The organism is Sphingomonas ginsenosidivorax, from assembly GCF_007995065.1.
Taxonomy (GTDB): domain Bacteria; phylum Pseudomonadota; class Alphaproteobacteria; order Sphingomonadales; family Sphingomonadaceae; genus Sphingomonas; species Sphingomonas ginsenosidivorax.
Window position 1 is genome coordinate 135,634 of record NZ_VOQR01000002.1, and the last position, 24,169, is coordinate 159,802.

20 protein-coding genes are annotated in these 24,169 nt (G+C 62.4%); 14 read left to right on the forward strand and 6 right to left on the reverse strand.

What is annotated here, in order from left to right; all coding sequences use genetic code 11:
- Window positions 1-12: 12 nt before the first annotated feature.
- The 3 genes from FSB78_RS18800 (at window position 13) to ahpF (ending at window position 3,158) form a co-directional block, all read left to right on the forward strand.
- A complete protein-coding gene (locus FSB78_RS18800) occupies window positions 13-783 on the forward strand; it encodes an AraC family transcriptional regulator (protein WP_147084413.1) in 771 nt (256 codons plus the stop codon).
- A 146-nt stretch (window positions 784-929) separates the two neighbouring features.
- Complete coding sequence (gene ahpC / locus FSB78_RS18805; RefSeq protein ID WP_147084414.1) at window positions 930-1,493, forward strand: alkyl hydroperoxide reductase subunit C; 564 nt, start codon at window positions 930-932, stop codon at window positions 1,491-1,493.
- A gap of 69 nt (window positions 1,494-1,562) precedes the next feature.
- Entirely contained in the window at window positions 1,563-3,158 is a 1,596-nt protein-coding gene (gene ahpF, locus FSB78_RS18810; RefSeq protein WP_147084415.1) for an alkyl hydroperoxide reductase subunit F, read from the forward strand.
- A 114-nt stretch (window positions 3,159-3,272) separates the two neighbouring features.
- Here ahpF and FSB78_RS18815 read toward each other — a convergent pair whose 3' ends face one another.
- From FSB78_RS18815 to FSB78_RS18835, 5 genes are all read right to left on the reverse strand, one after another.
- Window positions 3,273-4,355 carry a SufD family Fe-S cluster assembly protein gene (locus FSB78_RS18815; RefSeq protein ID WP_147084416.1) on the reverse strand — a complete coding sequence of 361 codons (1,083 nt, stop codon included), beginning with the start codon at window positions 4,353-4,355 and terminating at the stop codon, window positions 3,273-3,275.
- Complete coding sequence (sufC, locus tag FSB78_RS18820) at window positions 4,352-5,104, reverse strand: Fe-S cluster assembly ATPase SufC (RefSeq protein WP_147084417.1); 753 nt, start codon at window positions 5,102-5,104, stop codon at window positions 4,352-4,354. The genes FSB78_RS18815 and sufC overlap by 4 nt, the downstream gene beginning before the upstream one ends.
- 58 nt (window positions 5,105-5,162) lie before the next feature.
- The gene (gene sufB, locus FSB78_RS18825; RefSeq protein ID WP_147084418.1) at window positions 5,163-6,635 is read right to left on the reverse strand and encodes a Fe-S cluster assembly protein SufB; all 1,473 of its coding nucleotides are present in this window, start codon (window positions 6,633-6,635) and stop codon (window positions 5,163-5,165) included.
- An 854-nt stretch (window positions 6,636-7,489) separates the two neighbouring features.
- Entirely contained in the window at window positions 7,490-9,892 is a 2,403-nt protein-coding gene (locus FSB78_RS18830; RefSeq protein ID WP_338419998.1) for an adenosylcobalamin-dependent ribonucleoside-diphosphate reductase, read from the reverse strand.
- Window positions 9,893-10,067: 175 nt separating this feature from the next.
- Window positions 10,068-10,808, reverse strand: a complete 741-nt coding sequence (locus FSB78_RS18835) for an AraC family transcriptional regulator (RefSeq protein ID WP_158638049.1) — start codon at window positions 10,806-10,808, stop codon at window positions 10,068-10,070.
- A 337-nt stretch (window positions 10,809-11,145) separates the two neighbouring features.
- Between FSB78_RS18835 and FSB78_RS18840 the strand changes: the two genes are divergently transcribed.
- The 4 genes from FSB78_RS18840 (at window position 11,146) to FSB78_RS18855 (ending at window position 15,785) form a co-directional block, all read left to right on the forward strand.
- Window positions 11,146-11,964 (forward strand): aldo/keto reductase, encoded by an 819-nt coding sequence (locus tag FSB78_RS18840; RefSeq protein WP_147084420.1) that lies wholly within the window; start codon window positions 11,146-11,148, stop codon window positions 11,962-11,964.
- Window positions 11,949-12,716, forward strand: a complete 768-nt coding sequence (locus FSB78_RS18845) for an SDR family NAD(P)-dependent oxidoreductase (RefSeq protein WP_199743323.1) — start codon at window positions 11,949-11,951, stop codon at window positions 12,714-12,716. Before FSB78_RS18840 ends, FSB78_RS18845 begins: the two co-directional genes overlap by 16 nt.
- 26 nt (window positions 12,717-12,742) lie before the next feature.
- Entirely contained in the window at window positions 12,743-14,125 is a 1,383-nt protein-coding gene (locus tag FSB78_RS18850; RefSeq protein ID WP_199743324.1) for an amidohydrolase family protein, read from the forward strand.
- A gap of 295 nt (window positions 14,126-14,420) precedes the next feature.
- On the forward strand, window positions 14,421-15,785 hold the full coding sequence (locus tag FSB78_RS18855) for a DHA2 family efflux MFS transporter permease subunit (protein WP_147084421.1): 1,365 nt from the start codon (window positions 14,421-14,423) through the stop codon (window positions 15,783-15,785).
- Window positions 15,786-15,795: 10 nt separating this feature from the next.
- On the opposite strand, the gene FSB78_RS18860 is transcribed toward FSB78_RS18855, so the two are convergent.
- Window positions 15,796-16,689 (reverse strand): LysR family transcriptional regulator, encoded by an 894-nt coding sequence (locus FSB78_RS18860; protein ID WP_147084422.1) that lies wholly within the window; start codon window positions 16,687-16,689, stop codon window positions 15,796-15,798.
- A gap of 99 nt (window positions 16,690-16,788) precedes the next feature.
- Between FSB78_RS18860 and FSB78_RS18865 the strand changes: the two genes are divergently transcribed.
- The 7 genes from FSB78_RS18865 to FSB78_RS18895 all read left to right on the forward strand — a co-directional run bounded on the left by FSB78_RS18865 (window position 16,789) and on the right by FSB78_RS18895 (window position 24,147).
- Window positions 16,789-17,553, forward strand: a complete 765-nt coding sequence (locus FSB78_RS18865; RefSeq protein ID WP_158638050.1) for an SDR family oxidoreductase — start codon at window positions 16,789-16,791, stop codon at window positions 17,551-17,553.
- Between the two features lie 50 nt (window positions 17,554-17,603).
- Complete coding sequence (locus FSB78_RS18870; protein WP_147084424.1) at window positions 17,604-18,644, forward strand: NAD-dependent epimerase/dehydratase family protein; 1,041 nt, start codon at window positions 17,604-17,606, stop codon at window positions 18,642-18,644.
- 74 nt (window positions 18,645-18,718) lie between these two features.
- The gene (locus tag FSB78_RS18875; RefSeq protein ID WP_147084425.1) at window positions 18,719-19,180 is read left to right on the forward strand and encodes a VOC family protein; all 462 of its coding nucleotides are present in this window, start codon (window positions 18,719-18,721) and stop codon (window positions 19,178-19,180) included.
- 104 nt (window positions 19,181-19,284) lie between these two features.
- A complete protein-coding gene (locus tag FSB78_RS18880; protein WP_147084313.1) occupies window positions 19,285-20,181 on the forward strand; it encodes a polysaccharide deacetylase family protein in 897 nt (298 codons plus the stop codon).
- 172 nt (window positions 20,182-20,353) lie between these two features.
- The gene (locus tag FSB78_RS18885) at window positions 20,354-21,487 is read left to right on the forward strand and encodes a Gfo/Idh/MocA family protein (protein ID WP_147084314.1); all 1,134 of its coding nucleotides are present in this window, start codon (window positions 20,354-20,356) and stop codon (window positions 21,485-21,487) included.
- Window positions 21,488-21,518: 31 nt separating this feature from the next.
- Entirely contained in the window at window positions 21,519-22,331 is an 813-nt protein-coding gene (locus FSB78_RS18890; RefSeq protein WP_147084315.1) for a glucose 1-dehydrogenase, read from the forward strand.
- Window positions 22,324-24,147, forward strand: coding sequence for a glycoside hydrolase family 15 protein (locus FSB78_RS18895; protein WP_147084448.1), 1,824 nt, complete (start codon window positions 22,324-22,326; stop codon window positions 24,145-24,147). Before FSB78_RS18890 ends, FSB78_RS18895 begins: the two co-directional genes overlap by 8 nt.
- The last annotated feature ends 22 nt before the right edge of the window (window positions 24,148-24,169 follow it).

A 24,169-nucleotide genomic window follows, 5' to 3' on the forward strand; every position in this document is an offset into this window, starting at 1 on the left:
ATCCGCAAAGACATGGCCATAGCATTCCCCCAGCCAGAGGATTCCACGCACGTCGTTGTCACGGGCTTTCGTACATTAGCGGGTTCGGGTGACTTCTCGCGCCACGTGCATGTCGATCGCGCTCAGCTGATGTATGCAGCACGCGGTCTGATGCACGTGGCAACACCAGCTGGCCGATGGATCCTGCCGCCGGGTCGCGCACTCTGGATCGCAGCGCAGACGGAACACAGCTTGGAGGTCAACCGACCTGCCGAACTGGAAATCCTTCATTTCGGCGTTCGTACGCCTAGACTTCCGGACTGGGATGGGTGTGCCGTTGTTAACGTCACGCCGCTTGTGCGCTATCTCATAGAGGCGTGCATGGGCATGGACGATGCATACGCCCTCGATACGGCCGAGGCGCGGCGGATCGGGGTTCTGTTCGATGAGGTTTCGACCATGTCCAGAGCACCCGTCAACCTGCCGTCGCCGCGTGATACGCGTGCTGTCCGCGTAGCCCAGATCGTTATGGACGATATCGCCAGTCGCTCGCCGCTGAACCAACTCGCACGGGATGCAGGAGCATCCGAGCGGACCATCGAGCGCCTGTTCTCCGCAGAAACGGGCATGAGTTTCGGCGCGTGGCGTGCCCGCGCCCGTATGGTTGTTGCCTTGGAACGTCTCGCTGCCGGAGAAAGCGTACAAGCGACATCTTTTGCCGTCGGGTACGAGAACCCGTCCAGTTTTATCGCTAACTTCCGTACCACGTTCGGCGCGACCCCGGGTACCTACTTCAATCAGTAAGTGAGCCCTCGGCGTGGAGCTTGGTTGGCGAGTTTCCAATATTATCCGGCAGAATGTCATTATACGGCATAATCGCAAGAGCTTATCTGACACATTGAAGGACGGCCCGCTGTGGTGCGTCCACGATCAAAATCAGGAGCACTTGCATGTCCATCGTCGGCGCACGCCTCAAGCCGTTCACCGCTCAGGCGTATCGCCAGGGCAGCTTTGTCACCGTCAGCGAAGCCGACGTTCTCGGCAAGTGGGCAGTGTTCTTCTTCTACCCGGCTGACTTCACCTTCGTCTGCCCGACCGAGCTGGAGGATCTGGCCGACAACGCTGCGACCTTCCGGACAATGGGAGTCGAAATCTACTCGGTATCAACCGATACCCACTTCAGCCACAAGGCCTGGCACGACACGTCGCCGGCGATCGGAAAGATCGATTTCACCATGATCGGCGACCCCGCAGGTGTCGTCACCAACAACTTCGACATCATGCGTGAGGGCCAAGGGCTCGCAGATCGCGGCACCTTCGTCGTTGACCCGGACGGCGTCATCCAACTCGTCGAGATCACCTCTGAGGGCGTCGGCCGCAACGCCATGGAACTGCTGCGCAAGGTGAAGGCCGCGCAGTATATCGCCGCACATCCCGGCGAGGTGTGTCCCGCCAAGTGGGAAGAGGGTGACACGACGCTCGCGCCGTCCCTCGACCTGGTCGGCAAGATCTGACGCCGACGGGCGGAAGGCTGGGGCTTGCACCGGCCCCGTACCGTCGCACCTCTTTTCCGGAGTACTTCCATGCTCGACGCCAATCTCAGCACTCAGCTTCAGGGCTACCTGACTAAGATCGTTCATCCCATCGAGTTGATTGCTGCACTCGACGATTCGGAGGGATCGCGCGAGCTCCTCGGACTGCTGCGTCAGATCGAGGCGCTGTCGGACAAGGTGACGGTTGCAGCGGGGGATGATGCGCGTCGCCCATCGTTCCTCATCCGCCGGGCTGGTACGGATGTGGCGGTGCGTTTCGCTGGCGTCCCGCTGGGGCATGAGTTCACGTCGCTTGTACTCGCGTTGCTGCAGGTCGGCGGGCACCCGTCGAAGCTGGCGCAGGACGTCATAGCGCAAATCGCAGCGTTCGAAGGGCCACTCGCCTTCGAAACCTACTTCTCCCTTTCGTGCCAGAACTGCCCCGATGTCGTGCAGGCGCTGAACCTGATGAGCGTGCTCAACCCGCAGATCACCCACGTTGCGATCGAGGGTGGGCTATTTCAGGAGGAAGTGGCCGCGCGGTCCATCCTGTCGGTGCCCGCGATTTTCCTCAACGGAGAACCGTTCGGGCAAGGCCGCATGACCGTGGAGCAGATCGTCTCCAAGCTGGATCACGGCAGCGCCGAGAAAGCGGCGGCCAGGATCGGCGCCAAGGATGCGTTCGACGTCCTTGTCGTCGGCGGCGGCCCGGCAGGTGCGTCCGCGGCGATCTATGCAGCGCGCAAGGGCATTCGTACCGGCATCGCCACCGAGCGGATGGGCGGGCAGGTGCTCGACACCATGTCGATCGAGAACTTCATTTCCGTTCCGCTCACCGAAGGGCCGCGGCTCGCGGGTGATCTGGAGCGTCATGTCGCAGAATATGGCGTCGACGTGATGAGCCAGCAGCGCGCGGCCAAGCTCATCCCCGCGTCTTCGGTTGACGGCCTGCACGAAGTGCAACTGGAAAGCGGCGCATCGCTGAAGGCGCGGAGCCTGATCCTGGCGACGGGCGCACGCTGGCGGCAGATGAACGTGCCGGGCGAGGACGCCTATCGCAACAAGGGCGTGACCTACTGCCCGCATTGCGACGGCCCCCTGTTCAAGGGCAAGCGCGTCGCGGTGATCGGGGGCGGCAACTCCGGCGTCGAGGCCGCGATCGATCTGGCCGGCGTCGTGGCACACGTCACGCTAATCGAATATGCCGCCGACCTGCGGGCCGACGCGGTGCTTCAGCGCAAGCTTGCCAGCCTGCCCAACGTGAAGGTCATTACATCGGCGATGACGACGGAGGTCGATGGCGACGGAACACGTGTGACGGGGCTGACCTACAAGGACCGCAACCACGATGCGGTCCACCAGATCGAACTGGAGGGCATCTTCGTCCAGATCGGCCTCATCCCCAATACCGAGTGGCTCCGCGAGGCCGTCGCATTGACGCCGCACGGCGAGATCGAAGTCGATCATCGGGGGGAGACATCGGTGCCAGGCATCTTCGGTGCGGGCGACGTGACCACGGTGCCCTTCAAACAGATCGTGATCGCGATGGGCGAGGGTTCGAAGGCGTCGCTGGCAGCGTTCGATCATCTCATCCGCCTGCCGCTGGAAACGGAGGTTGACGCAGCGGAAACGATGCTCGCCGCCTGACATCATGGTTCCTTTGGCTCCGCCAAGTCTTCAGCTTGGCGGAGCCAGGGCGTTGGACGTTTGGTCCTGAGATGCAGGGCTGGATACAGCCCCAAGGGTCGCCATAGTTGTGCTTTAGATGTCGGCTTCGAGCCATTTCGCCACTGCGTCGTCGAGCGCCACGCGTGCCACATCCGACGAAACGCTTCCCAGTGCATCCGCGACGAATGAGGTCATTAGCATCGCCTGCGCGGAGCGTGGCGAGATACCCCGGCTCATCAGGTAAAAGAGTGCGTCCTCATCCAGTGCGCCCACGGTCGCCCCATGGGCGGCAAGGACATCGTCTGCGTAGATCACCATCTCGGGTTTGAGATTGATCGTTGCCGCACGATCTACGAGCATGCCGCGTAGATTCTGAACGGCGTTTGTCTGCGTTGCATAGCGAGAGATATGTACCCTCGACGCCAGACTGACGACCGCCCGATCGGAGGCGACCGCGCGCCAGGTCTGACGGCTCGAAGCGCCTCGCGCGAGATGGTTTACCGCAACTACAGCTTCCTGTCGCTGGTCGCCACGGGCAAGGAGGGCGCCGCCATATTCGACATGGGCGTCGGCCGCCAAAAGGTCGATCGTCGCGTCGACGCGTGTGGCTGCGCCGCCTAGCCCCAGAACGGTCGATTGCAATGACGCGTCAGACCCGATGTCGATCGCATCGCGTAGGGAGGTGAAGCCTGAACTTTGCATTAGTCGCACCGTGCGGTGCAATTGGGAGCCAGAGGCGAGGCGAATGTGCGTCCAGCGATTGGCCCAACCATCGCCTATGTAGGTTTCAAGCACCGCCGCACGAGTGCCTTCCTTCAGGCTGATACGAGCAGGCGCGTGACTGGCGCCCCCTGTCGTCAGATGAATGATCTCAATCAGGTCAGTCTGCTCGCCGGCTGATTCGATAGGGAGTGTCCACCCTCCTTCGACGCATAGCTTGCCAAGTGGATGGTTGCTGTTGGCCGCGAACGACGATCCGAGGCGGATTGGCCCGGGACGACTGCGCCCAGGCCAGTATTTGCCGTTAACGAAAACCAGTCGCGGGCCGTGGCCCACCCAGAACGGCGTGAGATCGGCATTTGGGCTCAAGACCGGCGCACGCATGAGTTCGGGCAGTGCAGAGAGGTCCGACCAGCGCCAATCTTCATCGCGAGACGATGGAAGTGCCAGCGTCATGCGACATTCTCCAGAAGCGGTGCATAGCCGTCGGCCTCGAGCGACAAAGCAAGCTCTGCCCCACCGGATCGGAGGATCCGTCCGTCAGCAAGGATGTGCACGAAATCCGGCCGCACGTAATCGAGCAGTCGCTGATAATGGGTGATCAGGATCACCGCCTTGTCCTGCTTGCGCATGATGCGGTTGATGCCCTCGCCGACGGTTCTCAGCGCGTCGATGTCGAGGCCGGAGTCTGTTTCGTCGAGAATCGCAAGTGCGGGGTCGATGATACCCATCTGAACCATCTCGTTGCGCTTTTTCTCGCCGCCGGAGAAGCCGACATTCACCGGTCGCTTGAGCATCTCCATGTCAAGGCCCAGTGCGGCAGCCTGCACGCGGGCAAGCTTTAGGAACGCCGCACCCGAAAGCTCCTTCTCGCCTCGACTGATGCGCTGAGCATTGAGGGCGGTACGTAGGAACTGAAGATTGGAAACCCCCGGGATTTCGACTGGGTACTGAAAGCCTTGAAAAAGGCCGGCATTAGCACGTTCGTGAGGAAGCAGCTCGAGCAGATCCTTACCCAGGAAGGTCGCCGAACCCTGCGTCACATCATAGCCTGGCTTCCCGCCCAGCACGTTGGCAAGGGTCGACTTGCCTGCGCCGTTTGGTCCCATAATCGCGTGGATCTCACCGGGTCGGACGTCGAGCCATACTCCTTGGAGGATAGACTTGCCGTCCACCTCGGCCTGCAGACCTTCGACTTTCAACATGAGGACGTTATCCTAACGGCGCCGGCTTCGCGGCGCGAACAAGGGGTGATAAGAAGCCTCAGCCCACCGAGCCTTCGAGACTGATGCTAAGCAGTTTTTGTGCTTCGACCGCGAACTCCATCGGAAGTTGCTGCAGCACCTCCTTCGCGAAGCCATTTACGATGAGCGCGACTGCGTTCTCCTGGTTCAGGCCACGCGACATCGCATAGTAGAGTTGCTCGTCCGATATCTTTGACGTCGTCGCCTCATGCTCGATCTGTGCCGAGGAATTTCGTACCTCGATGTAGGGGACGGTGTGCGCCCCGCAGCCATCGCCCAGCAACAGAGAATCGCATTGCGTGAAGTTACGGACGCCGGACGCGGCCGCGCCAACTCGCACAAGCCCGCGATAGGTGTTGTCGCTCGTTCCGGACGAAATACTCTTGGAGACGATCGTCGAGCGTGACCCCTTGCCAAGATGAATCATCTTGCTGCCCGTATCGGCCTGCTGCCTGTTGCCAGTGACCGTGACGGAGTAGAATTCGCCAACGCTGTTTTCCCCCGCCAACACGCAGCTGGGGTACTTCCACGTGATCGCTGAGCCGGTCTCGACCTGGGTCCAACTCACCTTGCTGCTCTTACCCTGACACAGAGCGCGTTTGGTTACGAAATTATAGATGCCGCCTTTGCCTGCCGCGTCACCAGGGTACCAATTCTGAACCGTGGAATACTTGATTTCGGCATTGTCGAGCGCGACAAGCTCAACGACTGCGGCGTGGAGTTGATTTTCATCCCGTTGAGGGGCCGTGCAGCCTTCAAGATATGAAACGTACGCACCCTTCTCCGCGATGATCAAAGTGCGCTCGAATTGTCCTGTATTAGCTGCATTGATCCGGAAATAGGTGCTCAATTCCATTGGGCACCGTACGCCTTTCGGTACGAAGACGAAGGTACCGTCAGAAAAGACCGCCGCGTTGAGCGCGGCGAAATAGTTGTCGTGTGACGGCACGACCCTACCAAGCCACGCCCGCACTAGGTCGGGATGTTCACGGACCGCCTCGGAAATCGGACAGAAAATTACGCCGACACGTTCCAGCTCAGCGCGAAAGGTTGTCGCAACAGAGACGCTGTCGAACACAGCATCAACTGCAATTTTGCGGGCACCTTCAACACCGGCAAGCACTTTCTGCTCTTCTATCGGGATGCCGAGCTTCTCGTAAACAGCCAGGATCTCCGGATCGACCTGATCGAGGCTGTCGAGCTTCGGTTTTGGCCGCGGCTCGGCGTAGTAGTACGCATTCTGATAATCGATCGGAGGTATCTGAAGCATCGCCCAGTCCGGCGAAGCCATCTCGAGCCATCGGCGATAGGCCTTGAGCCGCCATTCGAGAAGCCATTCCGGCTCCCCCTTTTTCGCGGATATGAAGCGCACTGTATCTTCGCTCAGGCCCTTAGGAGCGAAGTCCTGCTCGATATCAGACGAAAAGCCCCATTTGTAGTCGGAGGCATCCTCAACCGCTTGCAGGGCAGCGCTGTTGCGCGTTTCAGTCATGTCGAATGTCCAATGGGTCGGGAGGGGCTGGATCGTTGCGCCTCGATCTGTGCTTCGAAGATGCATGCAATCATGCACGGACGCCCTGTCCGCGGGCCGCTACTTGGCGATCGTCGGTTCGGCTGCGCGCACCCGAGTTGTCGGACAGAAAGTTCTTTGCTTTTCAGCTCAAGCAAAGTCGGGTGACCGCACCGGTACCGTAAAGATATCCACGCGTTCCTAAGCCAAGCCGATTGGCATGCTTCTGCCTGCCGCGTGGCTTTCTGAACCGCAGCAACGGCCCTCGCGGTGCTTCAACGTTCCATTGCTATTTCATGTTAGTTCCTGATGGTAGAATCCAGCTCTGCGCCTTTTTTATTGATAATGATTCGCGAGAAGAGTCCGTAGCGGCATTGCGCCAGACTATAACGGGATCCCGCCGAAGCTCCTCCGGTTACTAGGTTGGGCGGACATCGCGCACAGCCAGGATACTGAACATCGCACGGACGATAGCGACCAACCGGCTTGGGCTGTCTCGACCGACAACGTCTACATGGGCTCCATGCGATCCTTCGCGAGCTACGTGAGCGCGCTGATCACTCATGCCCGTACGAGCGAGGCCGTCGAAATTAATGCTGAGTCGACGTAAGGAGCTGCACTCACGGAGTTCGCGTAGTTTGGCATCCGATGAGCCACGGCCCGTCGTTCGCTTCCGTGATGCGTCCTTTGCAAAGACCAAAGGACGGGAGTCACGCTGCAGACATCCGTACGACCCGTCATGTGAAGTATCAGCCTGCGGCTTTGGCAGGCTGCACACCCCCAACCTTCTGAGGATCGGCGTGCTTACGCCGCTTCAGAGGGACACGGGATCGCGATTACCCACATTTGCTGTAACCACACTGGTAGCAGGTGAGGCAGCCCTCGATCTTGTGCGCGGTGTTGCGCTTGCAGTTCGGGCAGGTTTCGCCGGTCTCGGGAGTGTCCTCGGCGAACAGTTCCTGCTGCGGCGCCGAATGCTGGCGCAGGATGCGGCCGATCAGCGCGATCAGGCTTGGCGCGTAGGTGCCTTTCTTTTCATGCTCAAGCCGGACCAGCGCACCGCCCTTGGGCGAATGGACCCGCTCCAGTTCCTCGAACAGGAAGGTCGCGTCACCGCGCCGGCAGGCAGCCGAGAGCGTGCGGGTCAGCGCCGCCATCGTCTCGAAATTCTCCACCGACGAGGTCGAGATGAAGATCTCGAACGGCACGCGGCGGCCGTCGGCATGCGTATAGTCGTTGATGGTGAGATAGTAATTCTCGCCATCGATCGGCCATTTGATCTTCACCGTCTTGCCCGGCAGCACCTGCGGGCGGGTGAGGATGTCGTCGTTGTTGACCGCCGGGGCAGCCTCGGCGGCGACGGCGGGCTTGGCGTCTTCCTTGATCGACAGCACCGAGCCTCGCACCCCGCTCGGACGGTAGGTGGTGCAGCCCTTCATGCCCTCGTGATAGGCGGTGAGATACACCTCGCGGAACGCCTCGTAGCTCATCTCGGCCGGGCAGTTGATCGTCTTGGAAATGGCGGCGTCCACCCAGCGCTGCGCGGCGGCGGCGACGGCGATGTGATCGTCCACCGACAGCTCGAGCGCACCGACCATGTAATCGGGCAGCGGCGCCGACGCGTCATAGCCGGGCAGGCGGGTGTAGAGATACCAGCCGTAGTCCTGGACCTCGAACTGCTCGGTCTTCTGCTCGACCGCGGTCTGCTCGATGACGACGGTGCGGTTGTAGTGCCAGCTGAAGGTCGGCTCCACGCCCGAGCTGACGTTGCCGTAGAAGATCGAGGTGGTGCCGGTCGGCGCCAGCGTCAGCAGCACGCCGTTGCGGATGCCGTGCTCGGCAATGGCAGCGCGCAGCTCGGCAGGCAGCTTCTGAAGGAAGGGCGCCTTGGCGAACTGCTCGGCATCATAGGCCGGGAAGGCGCCACGCTCCTGCGCCAGCTCCACCGAGGTGCGATAGGCCTGGATCGCGATCGCCTCGCCGACCTGCTCGACCAGCGGTACCGAGGCCCGGCCATAGCGGACCATCATCTGCTGGAGCAGATTGCCGAGCCCGGTATAGCCGAGGCCCACGCGGCGCTTGTTGAGCGCCTCGGCCTTCTGCTCCGCGGTGGGGAAGGGCGAGGTGTCGAGGACGTTGTCGAGGAAGCGGACGCCGGTGGCGACCGCGGCGCGCAGCCGCTCCCAATCGACCCGGGCACGGTCGGTGAACGGATCAAGCACCATGTTGGCGAGGTTGACGTGGCCGAGGTCGCAATCGCCGTTCGGCGGCAACGGCTGCTCGCCGCACGGGTTGGTCGCGGCGATCGTCTCGCAATAGTTGAGGTTGTTGAGCTTGTTGACGCGATCAATGAAGATCACGCCGGGCTCCGCGAACTCATAGGTGGTGCGCGTGATCAGGTCGAACAGCTCGGCGGCGGGCAGGCGCCGATAGATATACCAGGGACGGCCGTCCTTTTCGGTGACGCCGACATGCTGGCCATCGGCGCGCGGCACGTGGAAGCCGAGGTCCCAGTCCTCGCCCTTCTCCAGCGCAGCCATGAAATCGTCGGTGACGGTGACCGAGACGTTGAAGTTCTTGAGGAAGTCCTTGCGGGTCTTGGCGGTGATGAAGGCGAGCACGTCCGGGTGCCAGACCGGGAGCACGCCCATCATCGCGCCGCGGCGCGAGCCGCTGGAGCGGATGGTGACGCACATGCCGTCCCACATCACCATGAACGGGATCACGCCCGACGAGATCGAGCCTGTCCGCCCGACGATCGCCCCATCAGGACGGATGGTACCGAAATCCATGCCAATGCCGCCGCCTTGCTGCTGAGTGAAGGCCGCAACGCTGAGGGCCGGCATGATGCCGACACCTGACAGCCCCGGTTCCGTATCCATGGAGTCCTGGATAGTCGGACTGACGAAGCAGTTAATCCAGGTGACGCGCTTGTTGGTCCCCGCGCCCGCAAAGATCCGCCCGCCCGGAACCCAGTCGCGTGCTTCAAGCGCAGCAAGCCCTTTGGAGGCGTGATCCGCGTCCTGGGCGTAAACTCCGTCGACTACGCGTTTGAAGGTCGCCGACGGGCTCGCTTCGTCGGCATGACGGTACTTCTCGCGCCATATGTGTACCGTCACCGGCTGGTCCAGCGGCCCACCGACGTTCCCACTCTCTTCAATCTTAGCGTCGACGATTGTCGTCATGTTTGATCGTCCGTGTTGGTATCTCGTTTTACCGTCCAGGTTCGAACGGATCATGCGAAAGGCGCTAGGCCACCGATGAGAAGGGCTCAGCTCCCTTCGGCTGTCGCGACAGCGTCGCGATCAACATCGACGTCGCTTTAAGCGTCAGCGTGTCATCCGCAAACGGGGTTGCATGATCGCTAAACGTCACGCGATGATGCCCATTCGCCATTTACCGATCCCATCGGACTCAGACCGGATCGAAATAGGTGCCCGGCGTCTTGCCGAACGTAGAGCGAAATGAAGCAATGAAGCTCGAGGGATTCTCGTAGCCTACAGCAAAGCTGACCGAGGCTACACCTTCACCTTGAGCAAGGAGCTCCAAGGCAATCACGTGCCGAAGACGCTGTCGCCAGGCGCCGAAACTCATTTGCGTTTCTGCTAAGAACAAACGCTCGATCGTCCGTGTGCTTGCTCCCGCAATCGGAGCGAGGCGAGACAGAGGCGTGCGGTCTGCTGGACTATGTCGAGCAAGATCTGCGACCCGGACGGCCCTAGGATCCCTTGGTTCGGGAAGATCAACGGGCGCCTGCTGCATTTCACCAAGTTGGTCGATCAGAACACGCATCAGCCGAGCGCTGGAAGAGTCCGGCTTGAAGTCCCATGGCATTTTGATCGCTGTAGCGACGAGTTCGCGCAACAGCGGATTGACCGTGACAACCTTACAACCCCGCCATTCCGGCAGACCCGTTGTTGTCGGATCAAGATAGAGGATGCTCAAGTCGACAGGGCGTCGTACCTCTAGTCCGTGGGCCGTCCCGGCTTCGATCCACAAAGCACGTCCAGGCGAGAGAATCCAGCGGCCGGCACGCGTAGTCACATGCACCATGCCGCGCGACGCGTAGATCAATTGAGTGCGATCATCATGCGTGTGCTCCGCCAGGACGCCTGGATCCTGAGCGAGCGCCAAGCCACAGAGGGGCGCAATCATCGGAGATCGTCCTATGTGGCGAATTCGCGACATCAGATGACCATATACCGCTAACCCTCCACGCTTGTCTTGCTTAAAACGCTAGCATGTCGACACCGCAATCACCCGAGCCGCAGAAGCGATGGCAGCCTCTCTCAAGATCAGCGCGTCTCCGGCGTGAGGTGGTTCGCCGTGACTGCCGCACTGCGCCCAACCAAGAAGTCTTCGTCGATACCGTTCGCCAGGGAGCGGATCATCTCAACGTCGGTGCATCTGGCATCTGGGGCGGCAGACCAGAAGAAAATCACCGGATTGGCACAGTCGGTCCCTCTTCACTCGATCTCAATGTGTTTTTTACATGATTGAACGGAAAATTCCCTCGTCAGGCGAAATGCTGCCTGTGATTGGATGCGGCACGTATCGTGGCTTCGACGTGTCCTCTGGAAGTAAGGCGTTCGAGAATGTTCGTCATACGGTTGATGCGCTTTTGGCCGGGCTGGGTGAGCTAATTGACACTTCGCCGATGTACGGGCGTGCGGAGTTCGTGGTTGGCGAAGTGCTTAAGACCATTCCGGAGCGCGACCGCGCGTTCCTCGCGACGAAGGTCTGGATCAAGGGCCGGGCTGCAGGGATCGCGCAGATGGAGCGATCGCTGGCATTGCTTGGGACCGACAGCATCGATCTGATGCAGGTGCATAATCTTCTCGATATGGACACGCATCTGGACACGCTGAAGGGGTGGAAGGCCGAGGGCCTGATCCGATATGCGGGGATCACGCATTATCGTCAGGACGGACATACGTACGTCGCCGAGGCGATGCGTCGTCACGAACCGGATTTCATTCAGATCAACTACTCGCTTGAACAGCCGGAGGCGGAGGATGGATTGCTCGACCTCGCCGCAGCTCGCGGTACGGCGGTCATCGTAAACAGGCCTTTTGGAGGCGGCTCGCTGCTGCACATGCTATCGAGGGAGCCGTTGCCGGCCTTCGCGGCCGAGATCGGCTGCACAACATGGTCCCAGATCCTCCTGAAATTCGTTCTCGGGCATGAAGCGGTCACCTGTGCCATCCCTGGCACCGGCAATCCGTCGCACATGGCGGAGAACATCGCTGCTGCCGATGGCGACCTCGTGGAAGCGCGTGCCGCGATCCTTCGATGGTGGCGAACGCGATGAGTTTGATCGAAGGTACACGAATGGACGGCTTGAAGGGCAGGGTCGCACTAGTGACGGGCGGGTCACGCGGCATCGGGCGGCAGATCGCTGTCAGCCTGGCGCGCGCGGGGGCGAGCGTTGCGGTCGGCTATTACAGCGCCTCCGATGAAGCCGAAGCGGTTGTGAAGGCAATTGCGACACAAGGTGGCCGAGCGATATCCTTTGGTGCGGACATTTCCGCGCCGGAAGCGGCGGCGGGCCTGGTACGGGACGTCGAGATGCGCCTTGGACCTATCGGTGTGCTCGTCAACAACGCGGGCATAAATCCCGGCGGAACTCTCGATGACATCACGATCAACGATTGGGCGCAGACGCTCGCAGTGAACCTGAGCTCTGCCTTCTACGTGACCCAGGCGGCGCTGCCCGGGCTGCGCAAGCGTGGCTGGGGGCGGATCATTATGCTGTCGTCGATCGCTGCGCAGACGGGTGGCGTCATCGGACCTCACTACGCTGCCAGCAAGGCGGGTCTGATCGGATTGATGCACAGCTACGCCAGTCTACTGGCAAAGGAGGGCATTACCGCCAACGCTATCGCTCCCGCGCTGGTCGAGACCGACATGATCAAGCATAACGACGCGATCACACCTGATAAGATTCCGCTCGGTCGCTTCGGTCAGCCCGATGAGATCGCGTCGATCGCCGTAATGCTAGCGACCAACGGGTACGTCACCGGTCAGACGATTAACGCGAATGGCGGCTGGCACATGAGCTGAGGCTCGAGACCTTGAAGGACGATGGCATGAAATTTGGACGCTTCGGATCAAGTAAGGCACGCTGCGGCATGATACCCGCGATTGCCATCATGGGCCTAGCCATGCTGTTCGCACCCACCGTCGCGGCCGAACCCGTCGCATTGACCGGTGTCCGCCTAATCGACGGCATTGGTGCCAAGCCGATCGAGGACGCAACCGTCGTGATCGACAAGGGGCGGATCGTCTCGGCTGGACCGGCTCCAAAAAGGCTCCCGTACGGCACGACCGTTCGGGATTATCGCGGGCGCATCGTCATGCCTGGCCTCATCTCCGATCACTCGCACGTCGGCCAGGTGAGAGGCGTGACAAGCGGCACGCCCAACTATACGCGCGAAAACATCGTGGCGGCGTTGCGGGCGTACGAGGCGAAGGGCGTCACAACCGTCATGGCGCTCGGCTTAAACGGCGCGATCTTTCCGTCGATCCGCGCCGAGGCGCATGCCGGCAGGCTGCCCGGCGCCGACGTCTTTGGTGTCGATCGTGGTATCGGGGTGCCCGACGGCGCACCGCCGCAGTCGATGCTGAAAGTTGGCCCCGATCAGCTCTTCCGTCCTTCGACGCCGGAACAGGCTCGCGAGGCCATCCGTGCGATGAAGGCTCGTGGCGGTGACATGGCGAAGCTCTGGCTCGACGACTTCGGCGGCTCGGTCCCTGTGAAGATGAAGCCGGAGATCTACAAAGCCGCCATCAACGAGGCGCACACGCAGGGTCTGCGGGTTGCTGCACACGTCCACGATCTGGAGGACGCGCGTGCCATCGTTCTGGCAGGCGCGGACGTCGTGGCACACGGCGTGCGGGACAAGCCCGTCGACGCTGCCTTCGTACAGCTGCTGAAGTCGAGCGGCACTTGGTACATCCCCACCTTGGCATTGGACGAGGCAACTTTCATTTATGCCGATCGACCCGCTTGGACCCGAACACCGTTCGTGCGCGACGCCCTATCACCTGAACTCACCGCACGATTCGATGATCCTGCCTGGCGCAGCAAGACGCTCGCCGACCCCAAGACGGCCGCGGCGCGAAAGTCGCTGGCGATCAACCTTCGGAACCTGAAAACCCTCTACGATGCAGGCGTGAAGATCGGATTTGGGACGGATAGTGGTGCTGCGCCGGAGCGCATCCCCGGCGTCGCGGAGCACCGTGAGCTAGTCCTGATGGTCGAGGCTGGCCTAACCCCGCTGCAGGCGATCGGTGTCGCAACTGCGAACGCCGCGGCCCTACTGAAGCTCGACGACCGTGGCACGTTGACGACCGGACGTCTCGCGGATCTGGTGGTCCTTTCGAGCGATCCTTCGGAATCCATCGAAGATAGCGTCACCATCATCGAAACATGGCATCGCGGCATATCATCCACGAGCGTAGAGCGATGATGGGCGTCCCTAGATGCTGCATTATCTAGGACGGCAGGCTTTGATCCTTCCCTCGTTTTGCAACTTCGTGTCAGGCGACTAGGTATTTAGTCTCGGCATCCGGCGGATAGAATAAACGATGAACCAGTTTGGCTCTGACGGCGAAATCTATATCGACTAACTCACTCGACCGCTATCGGACGCCCAACTGTAGATCTTCGCAATGGCGACAGGCAACGCCTTTGCAGCTAACGGTTGATGCTACGGAGCGGGGATCCAACCTGGCTGCCAGAGTAGGACCTGTGAGGATGCCGCGATGGCCTTGAAATACAAAGTCGCGATCGTGACCGTGTTCGCGTTGTTCGTCGATCTGCTCGATCTCACAACCGTAAACCTCGCGAGCCCGACGCTCAGGAGAGAGTTCGGCGCGTCCATTGGCCTCGCTCAGCTGGCGGTCACCGCCTATGTCGTGACAGTCGCGATCGTGATGCCCGCAAGCGGCTGGGCGGCGGACAGGTTTGGCGCCAAGCGGACGTTTCTGTTCTCACTCGCCGTCTTCACGCTTGGCTCCGCCCTATGCGGGGCAGCGTGGAGCATGCACGCGCTGATCGCCGCTCGTGCCATGCAGGGCATCGGCGGCGGCCTGTTGGTGCCGGTAGGCATGGCCATCCTCTTCCGGGCATTTCCGGAACAGGAGCGCGCGACCGCTTCGGCGATCTTTTCGGTACCGGCCGCAGTCGCACCAGCCCTCGGCCCCTTCCTAGGCGGCATCCTCATCGACGCCGCCAGCTGGCGCTGGATATTCCTGATCAACGTGCCCATCGGCATTCTCGGGTTCGGTCTCGGTGTCCTCTGGCTCAAGGAGAACCGCATCGAGCGCGGCGGTCCTTTCGATGCCAGGGGATTTGTCCTCGGTGCGCTCGGGTTCATGGCACTGACGATTGCCCTTTCGTCTGCTCCGGACGGACCGCTTATGCGACCCGGCATCCTCATCCCGCTGCTGGGAGGAATCCTGATCCTTGCCGCCTTCGTAAGGATTGAACTGAAGACCGATGCACCGATGGTCGATCTTCGTCTGTTCGAAGGCAGAGACTTTGCGGTTGGCAATGCGACCATGTTTCTGGCGTCAGTAGGGTTCGGTGGGCTGCTGTTCGCGCTTCCGCTCCTGCTGCAAGGCCCGCACGGCTTTTCCGCTGCACGTGCGGGAACCATCATGGCCACGCATGCGGTCGGCATCATCGTGACCACCGTTGCCGGCCCGAAGCTGATCGAACGCGTCGGAAGAAGGATCGTGCTGGCTATTGGCCTGCTCGGCTCCGGTGTTTCGACCCTCGCGTTCGCGCTCACCGATCAGGCCACGTCGCAATTGCTCCTGGGATTGATCCTCCTGGTCGCGGGCGGGTCGTTCGGTCTGACAGTCGTCCCGCTACAGACAGCGCCTTTCCGCGGCATGGATCAGGCTCAGATCGCGCGGGGAACGTCGATGCTGAGCGTCATCCGACAGCTTGGCGTGGTCATCGGAACCGCTGCCGTCGCTGTGCCGCTGGGACAGATGGCCGGCGCTGCCGGATTTGCGACAGCGTTCATCCTGGCAGGGCTGCTGATCCTGATCGCTGTCCCGATCGCCGCGTTGTTGCCAAGCGGTAACCGCGATCAGGCCGAGCCTCGGCATACGCACTGACGCTCCTGGCTTAGGATTTGGTGGGACCAAGACGTGCGGCGAGGAAGTCGAGCAACGCCGCGACGCGGCGGGACGGATGCCGGCCGGCGGGATGGACCGCGTGAAGGTTTACAGCGCCGGTGCTGAAATCGTCGAGCACGGCTTCAAGCCGGCCAGCGGCAAGATCTTGCGCGATGTCGAGGTCGAATTTGAGGACGACACCCGCGCTGGCGATCGCCCAAGCGCGTAAGGTCCCGCCGTCGTTGGCGGTTCGGTCTCCGCGGATGCGTACGGCGAACGCACGGCCCTCCTCCTGGAATTGCCAGCTGCTCTGTGGCGCACCCGGCCGGGCGAGGACGATGCAGTTGTGTTGCGCAAGATCGCGAGGATGCTCCGGTCGACCGTGGCGTCGCCAATAGGCCGGTGATGCGCAGACCCGGCGCGTGCCGCGCATCAGCAGGCGCGCCGTCAGCCCGGAGTCGGGGAGTTGCCCCATCCGCAACGCCAGATCGTAGCTGTCCTCGACCATGTCGACCACCGCATCGCTCAGCGTCAGCGAGATCTGCACGCCCGGGTTCGCCTCCATGAACTCATGAAGGAGCGGTGCGAGCGTGCTGCGTCCGAAATCATTGGTCGCGGTTACACGGATTTCGCCACGGAGCGGCCCGCGATCGGACACCTCGTCCATCGCTTCATCGAGATCGGCGAGGATGCGCCGACAGTTAGCGAGAAACCGCTCGCCCTCCGGGGTAAGCGAAAGCCGCCGCGTGGTGCGCGTTACCAGGCGTGCGCCAACCCGCTCCTCCAACCGCTGCAATGCGGACGTCACTGTTGAGGGCGAGAGTCCCTGCGCGCGTGCGACCGCCGACAAGCTGCCGAGATCGGCGACGGCGACATAGAGACGAAGCAGGTTGAACTGATCCATTGTTCGCTCTGACCGAAAGGTGCCTGATTGCCTTCGCGGATTATTCAATGCCGCGCAATGCCTATCTCTGTTTCATCAAGATGGAATGGAGCAAGCAACATGACGAATACCACTTCGCAGGCGACCCGCGGCGGTGACGGGCTGGGTGCCCTGATCGGTGCCAAGATCTTCATCGTCGGGGCCGGCTCGGGCGTCGGGCGTGCGATCGCGAGCATGGCAGCGGCACGCGGCGCCAAGGTGGCGCTGGCCGGGCGCAGCCGCGACAAGCTGGATGCCACCGCGGCGACGCTGAGCGGTGCGGTGCTGGGGACCTATGCGCTCGACGTCACTGATCGCGCACAGGTCGAGGCGGCGCTTGCGGAGCATGGTCCCTACGATCACATCGTGACCACCGCAGCTGACCTCACCTTCGGGCCGTTCACCGGCCTCACCGACGCTCAGATCGAGGGCATGCTCGCCTCCAAGTTCTGGGGACCGATCAATCTCGGCCGGGCTGCCGACAAGCATCTCGCCCCGCAGGGTAGCTTGCTGTTCTTCTCGGGGCTCGCAGCCTACCGCCAGGGCCCCGGTTCCTCGATCGTCGGTGTGGTCAACATCGCGCTGGAGAGCCTTGCGGCGGCACTCGCCATCGAGCTCAAGCCCAAGCGCGTCAACGTCATCTCGCCCGGTGTCGTGGATGCGGGTTCTTGGTCGAGCATGGGCGAGGACGAACGCACCGCTTTCTTCGCCGACGTCGCCGGCGGGCTTCCTGTCGGGCGGGTCGGTGAGGTCGAGGACGAGGCGCATGCCGCGCTCGCGGTGATGGAGAACGGGTTCATCAACGGGACCGTCGTGAACGTCGACGGCGGCGGCCGGGTCGCCTGATCGATCGTTCCTAGCGACAGGCTGAACATCACAATTTCAGGAGAAACATCATGGCAGACAAGCATATCCTGGTAGCGGGCGGCGCGGGAGTCGTCGGCCGGACCGCGATCGACGCGTTCGAAGAGGCGGGCTGGCCCGTCACCACGCTCAATCGCGACGACACCGCGTTGGGCAAGGGGCAGCACATCCCGGCGGACCTGCTCGATCCGAACAGCCTCGATGCGTCGAGCGACACGCTGAAGACCGTCACGCATCTGTTCTACGCGGCGCTTAAGCCAAACGCCGACCCCGGCGTGGAGGCGGACGAGAATGCCGCGATGCTGGAGAACCTCGTCGCGGCATTGCGCCGTGCTGGCGCTCCGCTCGAGCGGGTGACCTTCATCCAGGGCGGCAAGGTCTATGGCGCGCAGCTTGGCGTCTACAGGACGCCGGCACGCGAGGACGATAGTCGCCACTTCCCACCGAACCTCTACTTCCGGCATGAGGATTTTGCCCGTTCGCTGGAGAAGGACGGCATCCGCTGGACGGCGTTGCGCCCGGACATCGTGATCGGCCATTCGCTCGGGTCGGCGATGAACCTCGGTAACCTCATTGGCGTCTACGGTTCGCTCTGCCGTGCCACGGGCACGTCGTTCCAGTTCCCCGGCACCGAAAAAGCCTACCGGGATGTGCTGGTGAACGTCACCGGCACGGACGTGCTGCGCCGCGCGGCGCTCTGGTCGGTCGAGACGGAGGCGGACGGCGCCTTCAACATCACCAACGGCGACGTCTTTCGCTGGTCGCACGTCTGGCCCAAGCTCGCGGCTTGGTTCGGGCTGGAGGTGGGTGAACCACAACCGATTTCGCTGGTGCAGCGGCTCCACGCGATGCGGCCGGTGTGGCGCGATCTCGCCAAGGCGAACGATCTGGCGGAAGCGGACATCGATCGCCTCGCACCGGGCGCCTTTGGCGACTTCATCTTCAACGTCGAGGCGGACGCGATCTTTGACGTCACTAAGGCACGACGCGCGGGCTTCGCGATGGATGAACGGTCGGATGATGTGCTGCTCGCGCATCTGGACGACATGCGCCAGCGCAAGCTGATCCCCTGAAGACACGACCGTGGCGGGGTCGCGACTTTACCCCAAACGATCGTGGCAAATTCCATTCTAGAGAGGAAATCACTATGACTGATATTCTTGGCCTGCATCATTACGCGATCCGCGCCGTGGACTGGGACGCCACGGTCAAGTTCTACGTCGAGGGACTTGGCTTCGAGATGGTCTATCCCTGGACCTTCGAGCCATTGATCAAGAAGTCGGCGTTTTTGCGGGCACCGGGCGGCGGTTTCATCGAGGTCTTCGGATCTGACGACGATGCGGCCGGCGCACCCGAGAACAGTGTCAAGACGGCGCCGTTCGACGGAAAGGTGGAGCCCGGCATCGTCCATGTCGCGCTCAAGGCAGCCAGCCCGGAGAGCGTCGATCGCGTCGTCGCGCGCGCTGTCGCCGCAGGTGCTACGGTGCATACCGAGCCGCAGGGTCGCGAACTGGTAGGTGAGCCGAACCTCCCCTTCCGCATCGCCATGATCATGGGCCTCGACGGCGAAGTCATCGAGATCTGCCACAACGGCCAGATCGACGTGTAGACCCGGTAGGACCGGCCATTCCAGACTGAAGTGCAGGCTTCGGTGCCGACGGGTGTCCGGTCCGCCGATCCGGGTGAAACGAGACTTTCAAAGGATTACGGCACATGTCCGACAACGCATTCTGGCCCGACGGGGCACGCCTCGCCATTTCCCTCAGCTTGATGTTCGAAGGTGGTGGCCAGCCGATTTCGGGTGCGGATGGCCCGATCCCTGAGCCGATCAAGGATGGCCTGCCCGATCTGCCGACGAACGCCTTCTTCGCCTATGGCGTCCATGAAGGTATCCCTCGCATCCTTGATCTAATGGACAAGCACGACATCAAGCTGTCGTCCTTCGTAATTGGACAGGCGATCGAAAAGGAACCCGAGCTAGCGCTGGAAATCGCCACGCGGGGCCACGAGATCGCTGCGCACGGGCGCACGTGGCAGAACAGCTACGCGATGCAACCTGACGAGGAGCGGCGCTTCATCGCAGATTGCGTGGCGTCGATCGAAAGGATTACCGGGGTGAAGCCGGTTGGCTGGAACGCCTATTGGCTGCGAAACTCCCCCAGTACGCTCGACATCCTGCAGGAGCTTGGGTTCCAATATCATATCGACGAACCCAGCCGGGACGAGCCATTCATCGTGCCCCTGTCGGGCGGCGACTTCGTGACAGTGCCCTATACCTTCCACATGAATGATATCTCGTCGTTCCCGTTCGAGGGCTATGATCCGATCGCCTACGAGCAGGCGCTCAAGGACGAATTCGATCAGCTCTATGAAGAAGGCGCGCATCGGCGCCGCATGATGGTCATATCGCTGCACGACCGTATCTCGGGACATGCCAATCGCGTCCGGCTTCTCGATCGGTTTCTCACTTATGCCAAATCGAAGCCCGGCGTGTGGTTCGCGCGCAAGGACGAGATCGCCAGCTATGCCTTGCAGACCAAGGGTTCGCCGACACCGATCGTCAGTCGCGGGTCGCCGACCGAGACGGGGCTGCCCGGACCCGCTGCGTAGCGGACTGGAAGTTCAGAGGCGTTCTTCCGTCCTCCACTAGAAGAACGCTTACGTGCGGATGATGTGTTGTGGGTCGGGCGGACAGGCCTCTGCCCATAGCACATCATCGTGGTGGGACCCATCCGCCCCCGGTTGGGCGTTTAGGCCAGACTTTTCCGATCAGGAGTTTGAAATGAGCATCGCTTCGGCACTCGGCCTCGGCGGCCGCAAGGTCCGTTACGCCATCGTCGGTCTCGGCGACATCGCGCAGGAGGCGTTGATGCCGGGCGTGTCGCACACCGGCAACTCGACGATCACCGCCCTGGTGTCCGGCGACCCGGAGAAGCTGACGAAGGTGGGCAAGCGCTACGGCGTCAAGAACCTCTACAGCTACGAGCAATTCCCCGCGCTGCTCGCGTCGGGGGAGATCGATGCGATCTACCTCGCCACGCCCAACTGGCGGCATGCCGAATTCGCGGTGCCGGCGCTCGAGGCTGGCATCCACGTCCTCAGCGAAAAGCCGCTTGATGTTTCGTCGGCCAAGGCGCGCGGGATCATGGCCGCGGCGGCGAAGGGCAAGGCGCAGCTGATGACCGCCTATCGCCTGCACTTCGAACCCGCGACGCTGGATGCGATCCGGCGGATAAGGGCCGGCGAACTCGGCGACCTGATCGCGTTCACCGCCTGTTTCACGCAGATGGTCGATCCGGCCAATCATCGCGCGACGAGCGGGATCGAGGCTGGGCCGCTGTTCGACATGGCGCCCTATCCGATCAATGCGATCCGCTATCTGTTTGGCGCAGAGCCGCTCGAAGTCGTCTCGGCAGTGGCGACGCGCCACCCGGAATCAGGCTTCGGCGATCTGGACGACACCTTTGCGGTGACGTTACGCATGCCGGGCAACCGCCTCGCGCAGTTTACCGTCAGCTATTACGCCAACAACGTCGACATCCTGACCATTGCGGGCACGAAGGGTTCGATCCAGATGGATCCCGCGTTCGGCTTCGGCCAGGGTCTCGCTCACCGTCGTCGCATCGGCGACAAGGACAGCCAGGAGACATTCAAGGCTACCGACCAATTCGGAGGCGAGTTGCAGTATTTCTCCGAATGCATTCTGGAGGATCGCAGCCCCGAGCCGGACGGCGAGGAGGGACTGGCCGATCTGCTGGTCGTCGAGGCGATCGTCGAAGCGCTGAAAACGCAGCTGCCGGTCAAGGTCGCGCACATTGGACGAACCCGGCGGATTGATCCCGACGTTCAGGAACGCACCCTGCGCGCGGTTTCGGCACCCGATCCGGTCAATGCGGCATCGCCGACAGGCGACTGATCTCAACTCCTGCCCCCGAAAGGATCGATCCATGTCTTTTAAAGAGCAACTGCTGGCGCACCACGCCGCGATCGTGACCGGCGCGAGTTCCGGGATCGGCCTCGCCGTGGCCGAGGCGCTGGCGGCTGCAGGCGCGGCGGTGGTGGTCAACTATCGATCCGATGGCGACCGTGCCGATGCGCTGGTCGAGCGCATCGTCGGGGACAACGGTCGCGCGATCGCGGTGCAGGCGGATGTGTCGGACGAGGCGGACGTCGCACGCTTGTTCGATGTCGCGGCAGAGGCGTTCGGCCGTATCGATGTGCTCGTGTCCAATTCCGGCGTGCAGAAGGATGCTGCGGTCGCCGACATGTCGCTGGCCGACTGGAACACGGTGATCGACGTCAACCTGACCGGGCAGTTCCTGTGCGCGCGCGAGGCGGTCCGCCGCTTTCGCGTTCAGCCGTGCAAAGGGCGCCCGGCGCGCAGCGCGGGCACGATCATCGCGATGAGCTCGGTACATGAGATCATCCCATGGGCCGGGCATATCAACTACGCCGCGGCCAAGGGCGGCACCCGCATGCTGACCCGCAGCCTGGCGCAAGAGGTCGCAGCCGATAGCATCCGCGTCAACGCAATCGCACCGGGTGCGATCCGCACGCCGATCAACAAGGATGCGTGGGACAGCGATGCGGCATTGGAAAAGCTGTTGCGGCTGATCCCCTACGGCCGGATCGGCGAGCCCGAGGATGTCGCCCGCGCCGCGGTCTGGCTGGCATCGGATCAGGCGGATTACGTAACCGGCACGACCTTGTTCGTGGATGGCGGTATGTCGCTTTACCCTGAGTTCCGTGACAATGGATGACGCGCAAGCAGTACCGCCACTGCGCAGCATCGGCGATCACGGCATCATCGGCGACCTCGAAACCGCGGCGCTGGTCGCGCGCGACGGCACGATCGACTATCTGTGCTGGCCATCGCTCGACAGTCCAACGGTGTTCGCCGATCTGATCGACGGCGATGGCGGCGCGTTTTCGATCAGGCCGGACCTGGACGATCCGCAGGTGATGCAGCTCTACGTTCCCGACACCAACGTGCTGGTGACGCGCTGGATGTCGGAAGGGGGCAGTGCCGAGCTGGTCGACCTGATGCCCCATCCCGAAGCGCGGGTACATTCCGATCGCGGCGCACAATGTGTGATTCGGCGGATCACGGTGACACGGGGAACGATCGTGTTTGCCGTACGCTGCGCGCCGCGGTTCGATTATGCTCGCGAGGTGCCGACGGCAGCGGCAACAGCAGGGGGCGTGCGCTTCAATACGCCCGACCTTGCGCTACGGCTATTCGCGTCGATGCCGCTCGCCTGCAATGGCGGCGACGCGATCGGCGAGGTCAGGCTGACCGCGGGGGAAAGCGCCTGGTTCGTGCTTGGCGGCGACACGCTCGCGCGGCCCGACGACGCACAGGTCACGGCGGAAATCGCGTCCACCACCGCGGCTTGGCGCAGCTGGGCGGGACGATCGAGCTACAAGGGGCGGTGGCGCGAACAGGTGCTGCGATCGGCACTGGCGCTTAAACTGCTGACCTCTGCCCGGCACGGATCGATCGCCGCCGCAGCGACCTTCTCGCTGCCCGAGGCGACGGGGGCAGGACGCAACTGGGACTATCGCGCGACCTGGATCCGTGATGCATCGTTCACCGTCTATGCGTTCATGCGGCTGGGCTACATCGAGGAGGCGGAGCATTTCCGGCAATGGGCCGGGCAACGGGTGATGGCATCCACGCCCGACGATCCGATCCGCATCATGTACGCGCTCGACGGGAGCGAAGCGGCCGACGAGCAGGAGTTGGCGCATCTGGCAGGATATGCGGGCAGCCGCCCGGTGCGGATCGGCAACGCGGCGCATGCGCAGAGCCAGCTCGATGTCTTCGGCGAGCTGCTCGACAGCATCTATCTCTCCAACAAATATGGCGCGGCGATCAGCCATGACGGTTGGCAGCATATCTGCGGCATCGTCGATTATGTGATCGCGCACTGGCAGGAGCCCGATGCCGGGATCTGGGAAATGCGCGGCGAACCGCGGCATTTTCTCCATTCGCGGGTGATGTGCTGGGTGGCCCTGGACCGGGCGATCCGGCTGGCGAAGAAACGGTCGCTGCCGGCGCCGTTGGTCGAATGGTCGGAAAGCCGCGACGCGATCGTCGCCGACGTATGGGCGAACTTCCGCCATCCCGAACACGGCCATTTCGTGCAGTCGCGGGGCGGCACCGAACTGGATGCCGCGCTGCTGATGATGCCGCTGGTGCGGTTCGTGTCGTCGACCGATCCGGTGTGGCTGACGACGCTCGACGCGATCGGCGAACGTCTGCGCGACGACGGACTGATCTACCGCTACCGCAATGGCGATGGGCTGGAGGGTGGCGAGGGCGCGTTTACGACCTGCACCTTCTGGTATGCCGAATGTTTGGCACGCGCGGGCCGGATCGACGAGGCGCAGATGACCCTCGCCAAGGGGATGGCTTATGCGAACCCGCTCGACCTGTTTTCGGAAGAGCTTGACCGACGTGGCCAGCCGCTCGGCAACTTCCCGCAGGCGCTGACGCATCTCGCCTTCATCAGCGCGGCCTATTTCATCGATCGACGCCTCGATCCAGCTTACCGGCCCAACTGGCAGCCCTGATGGTCCGGTCGGGCGCTGGCCG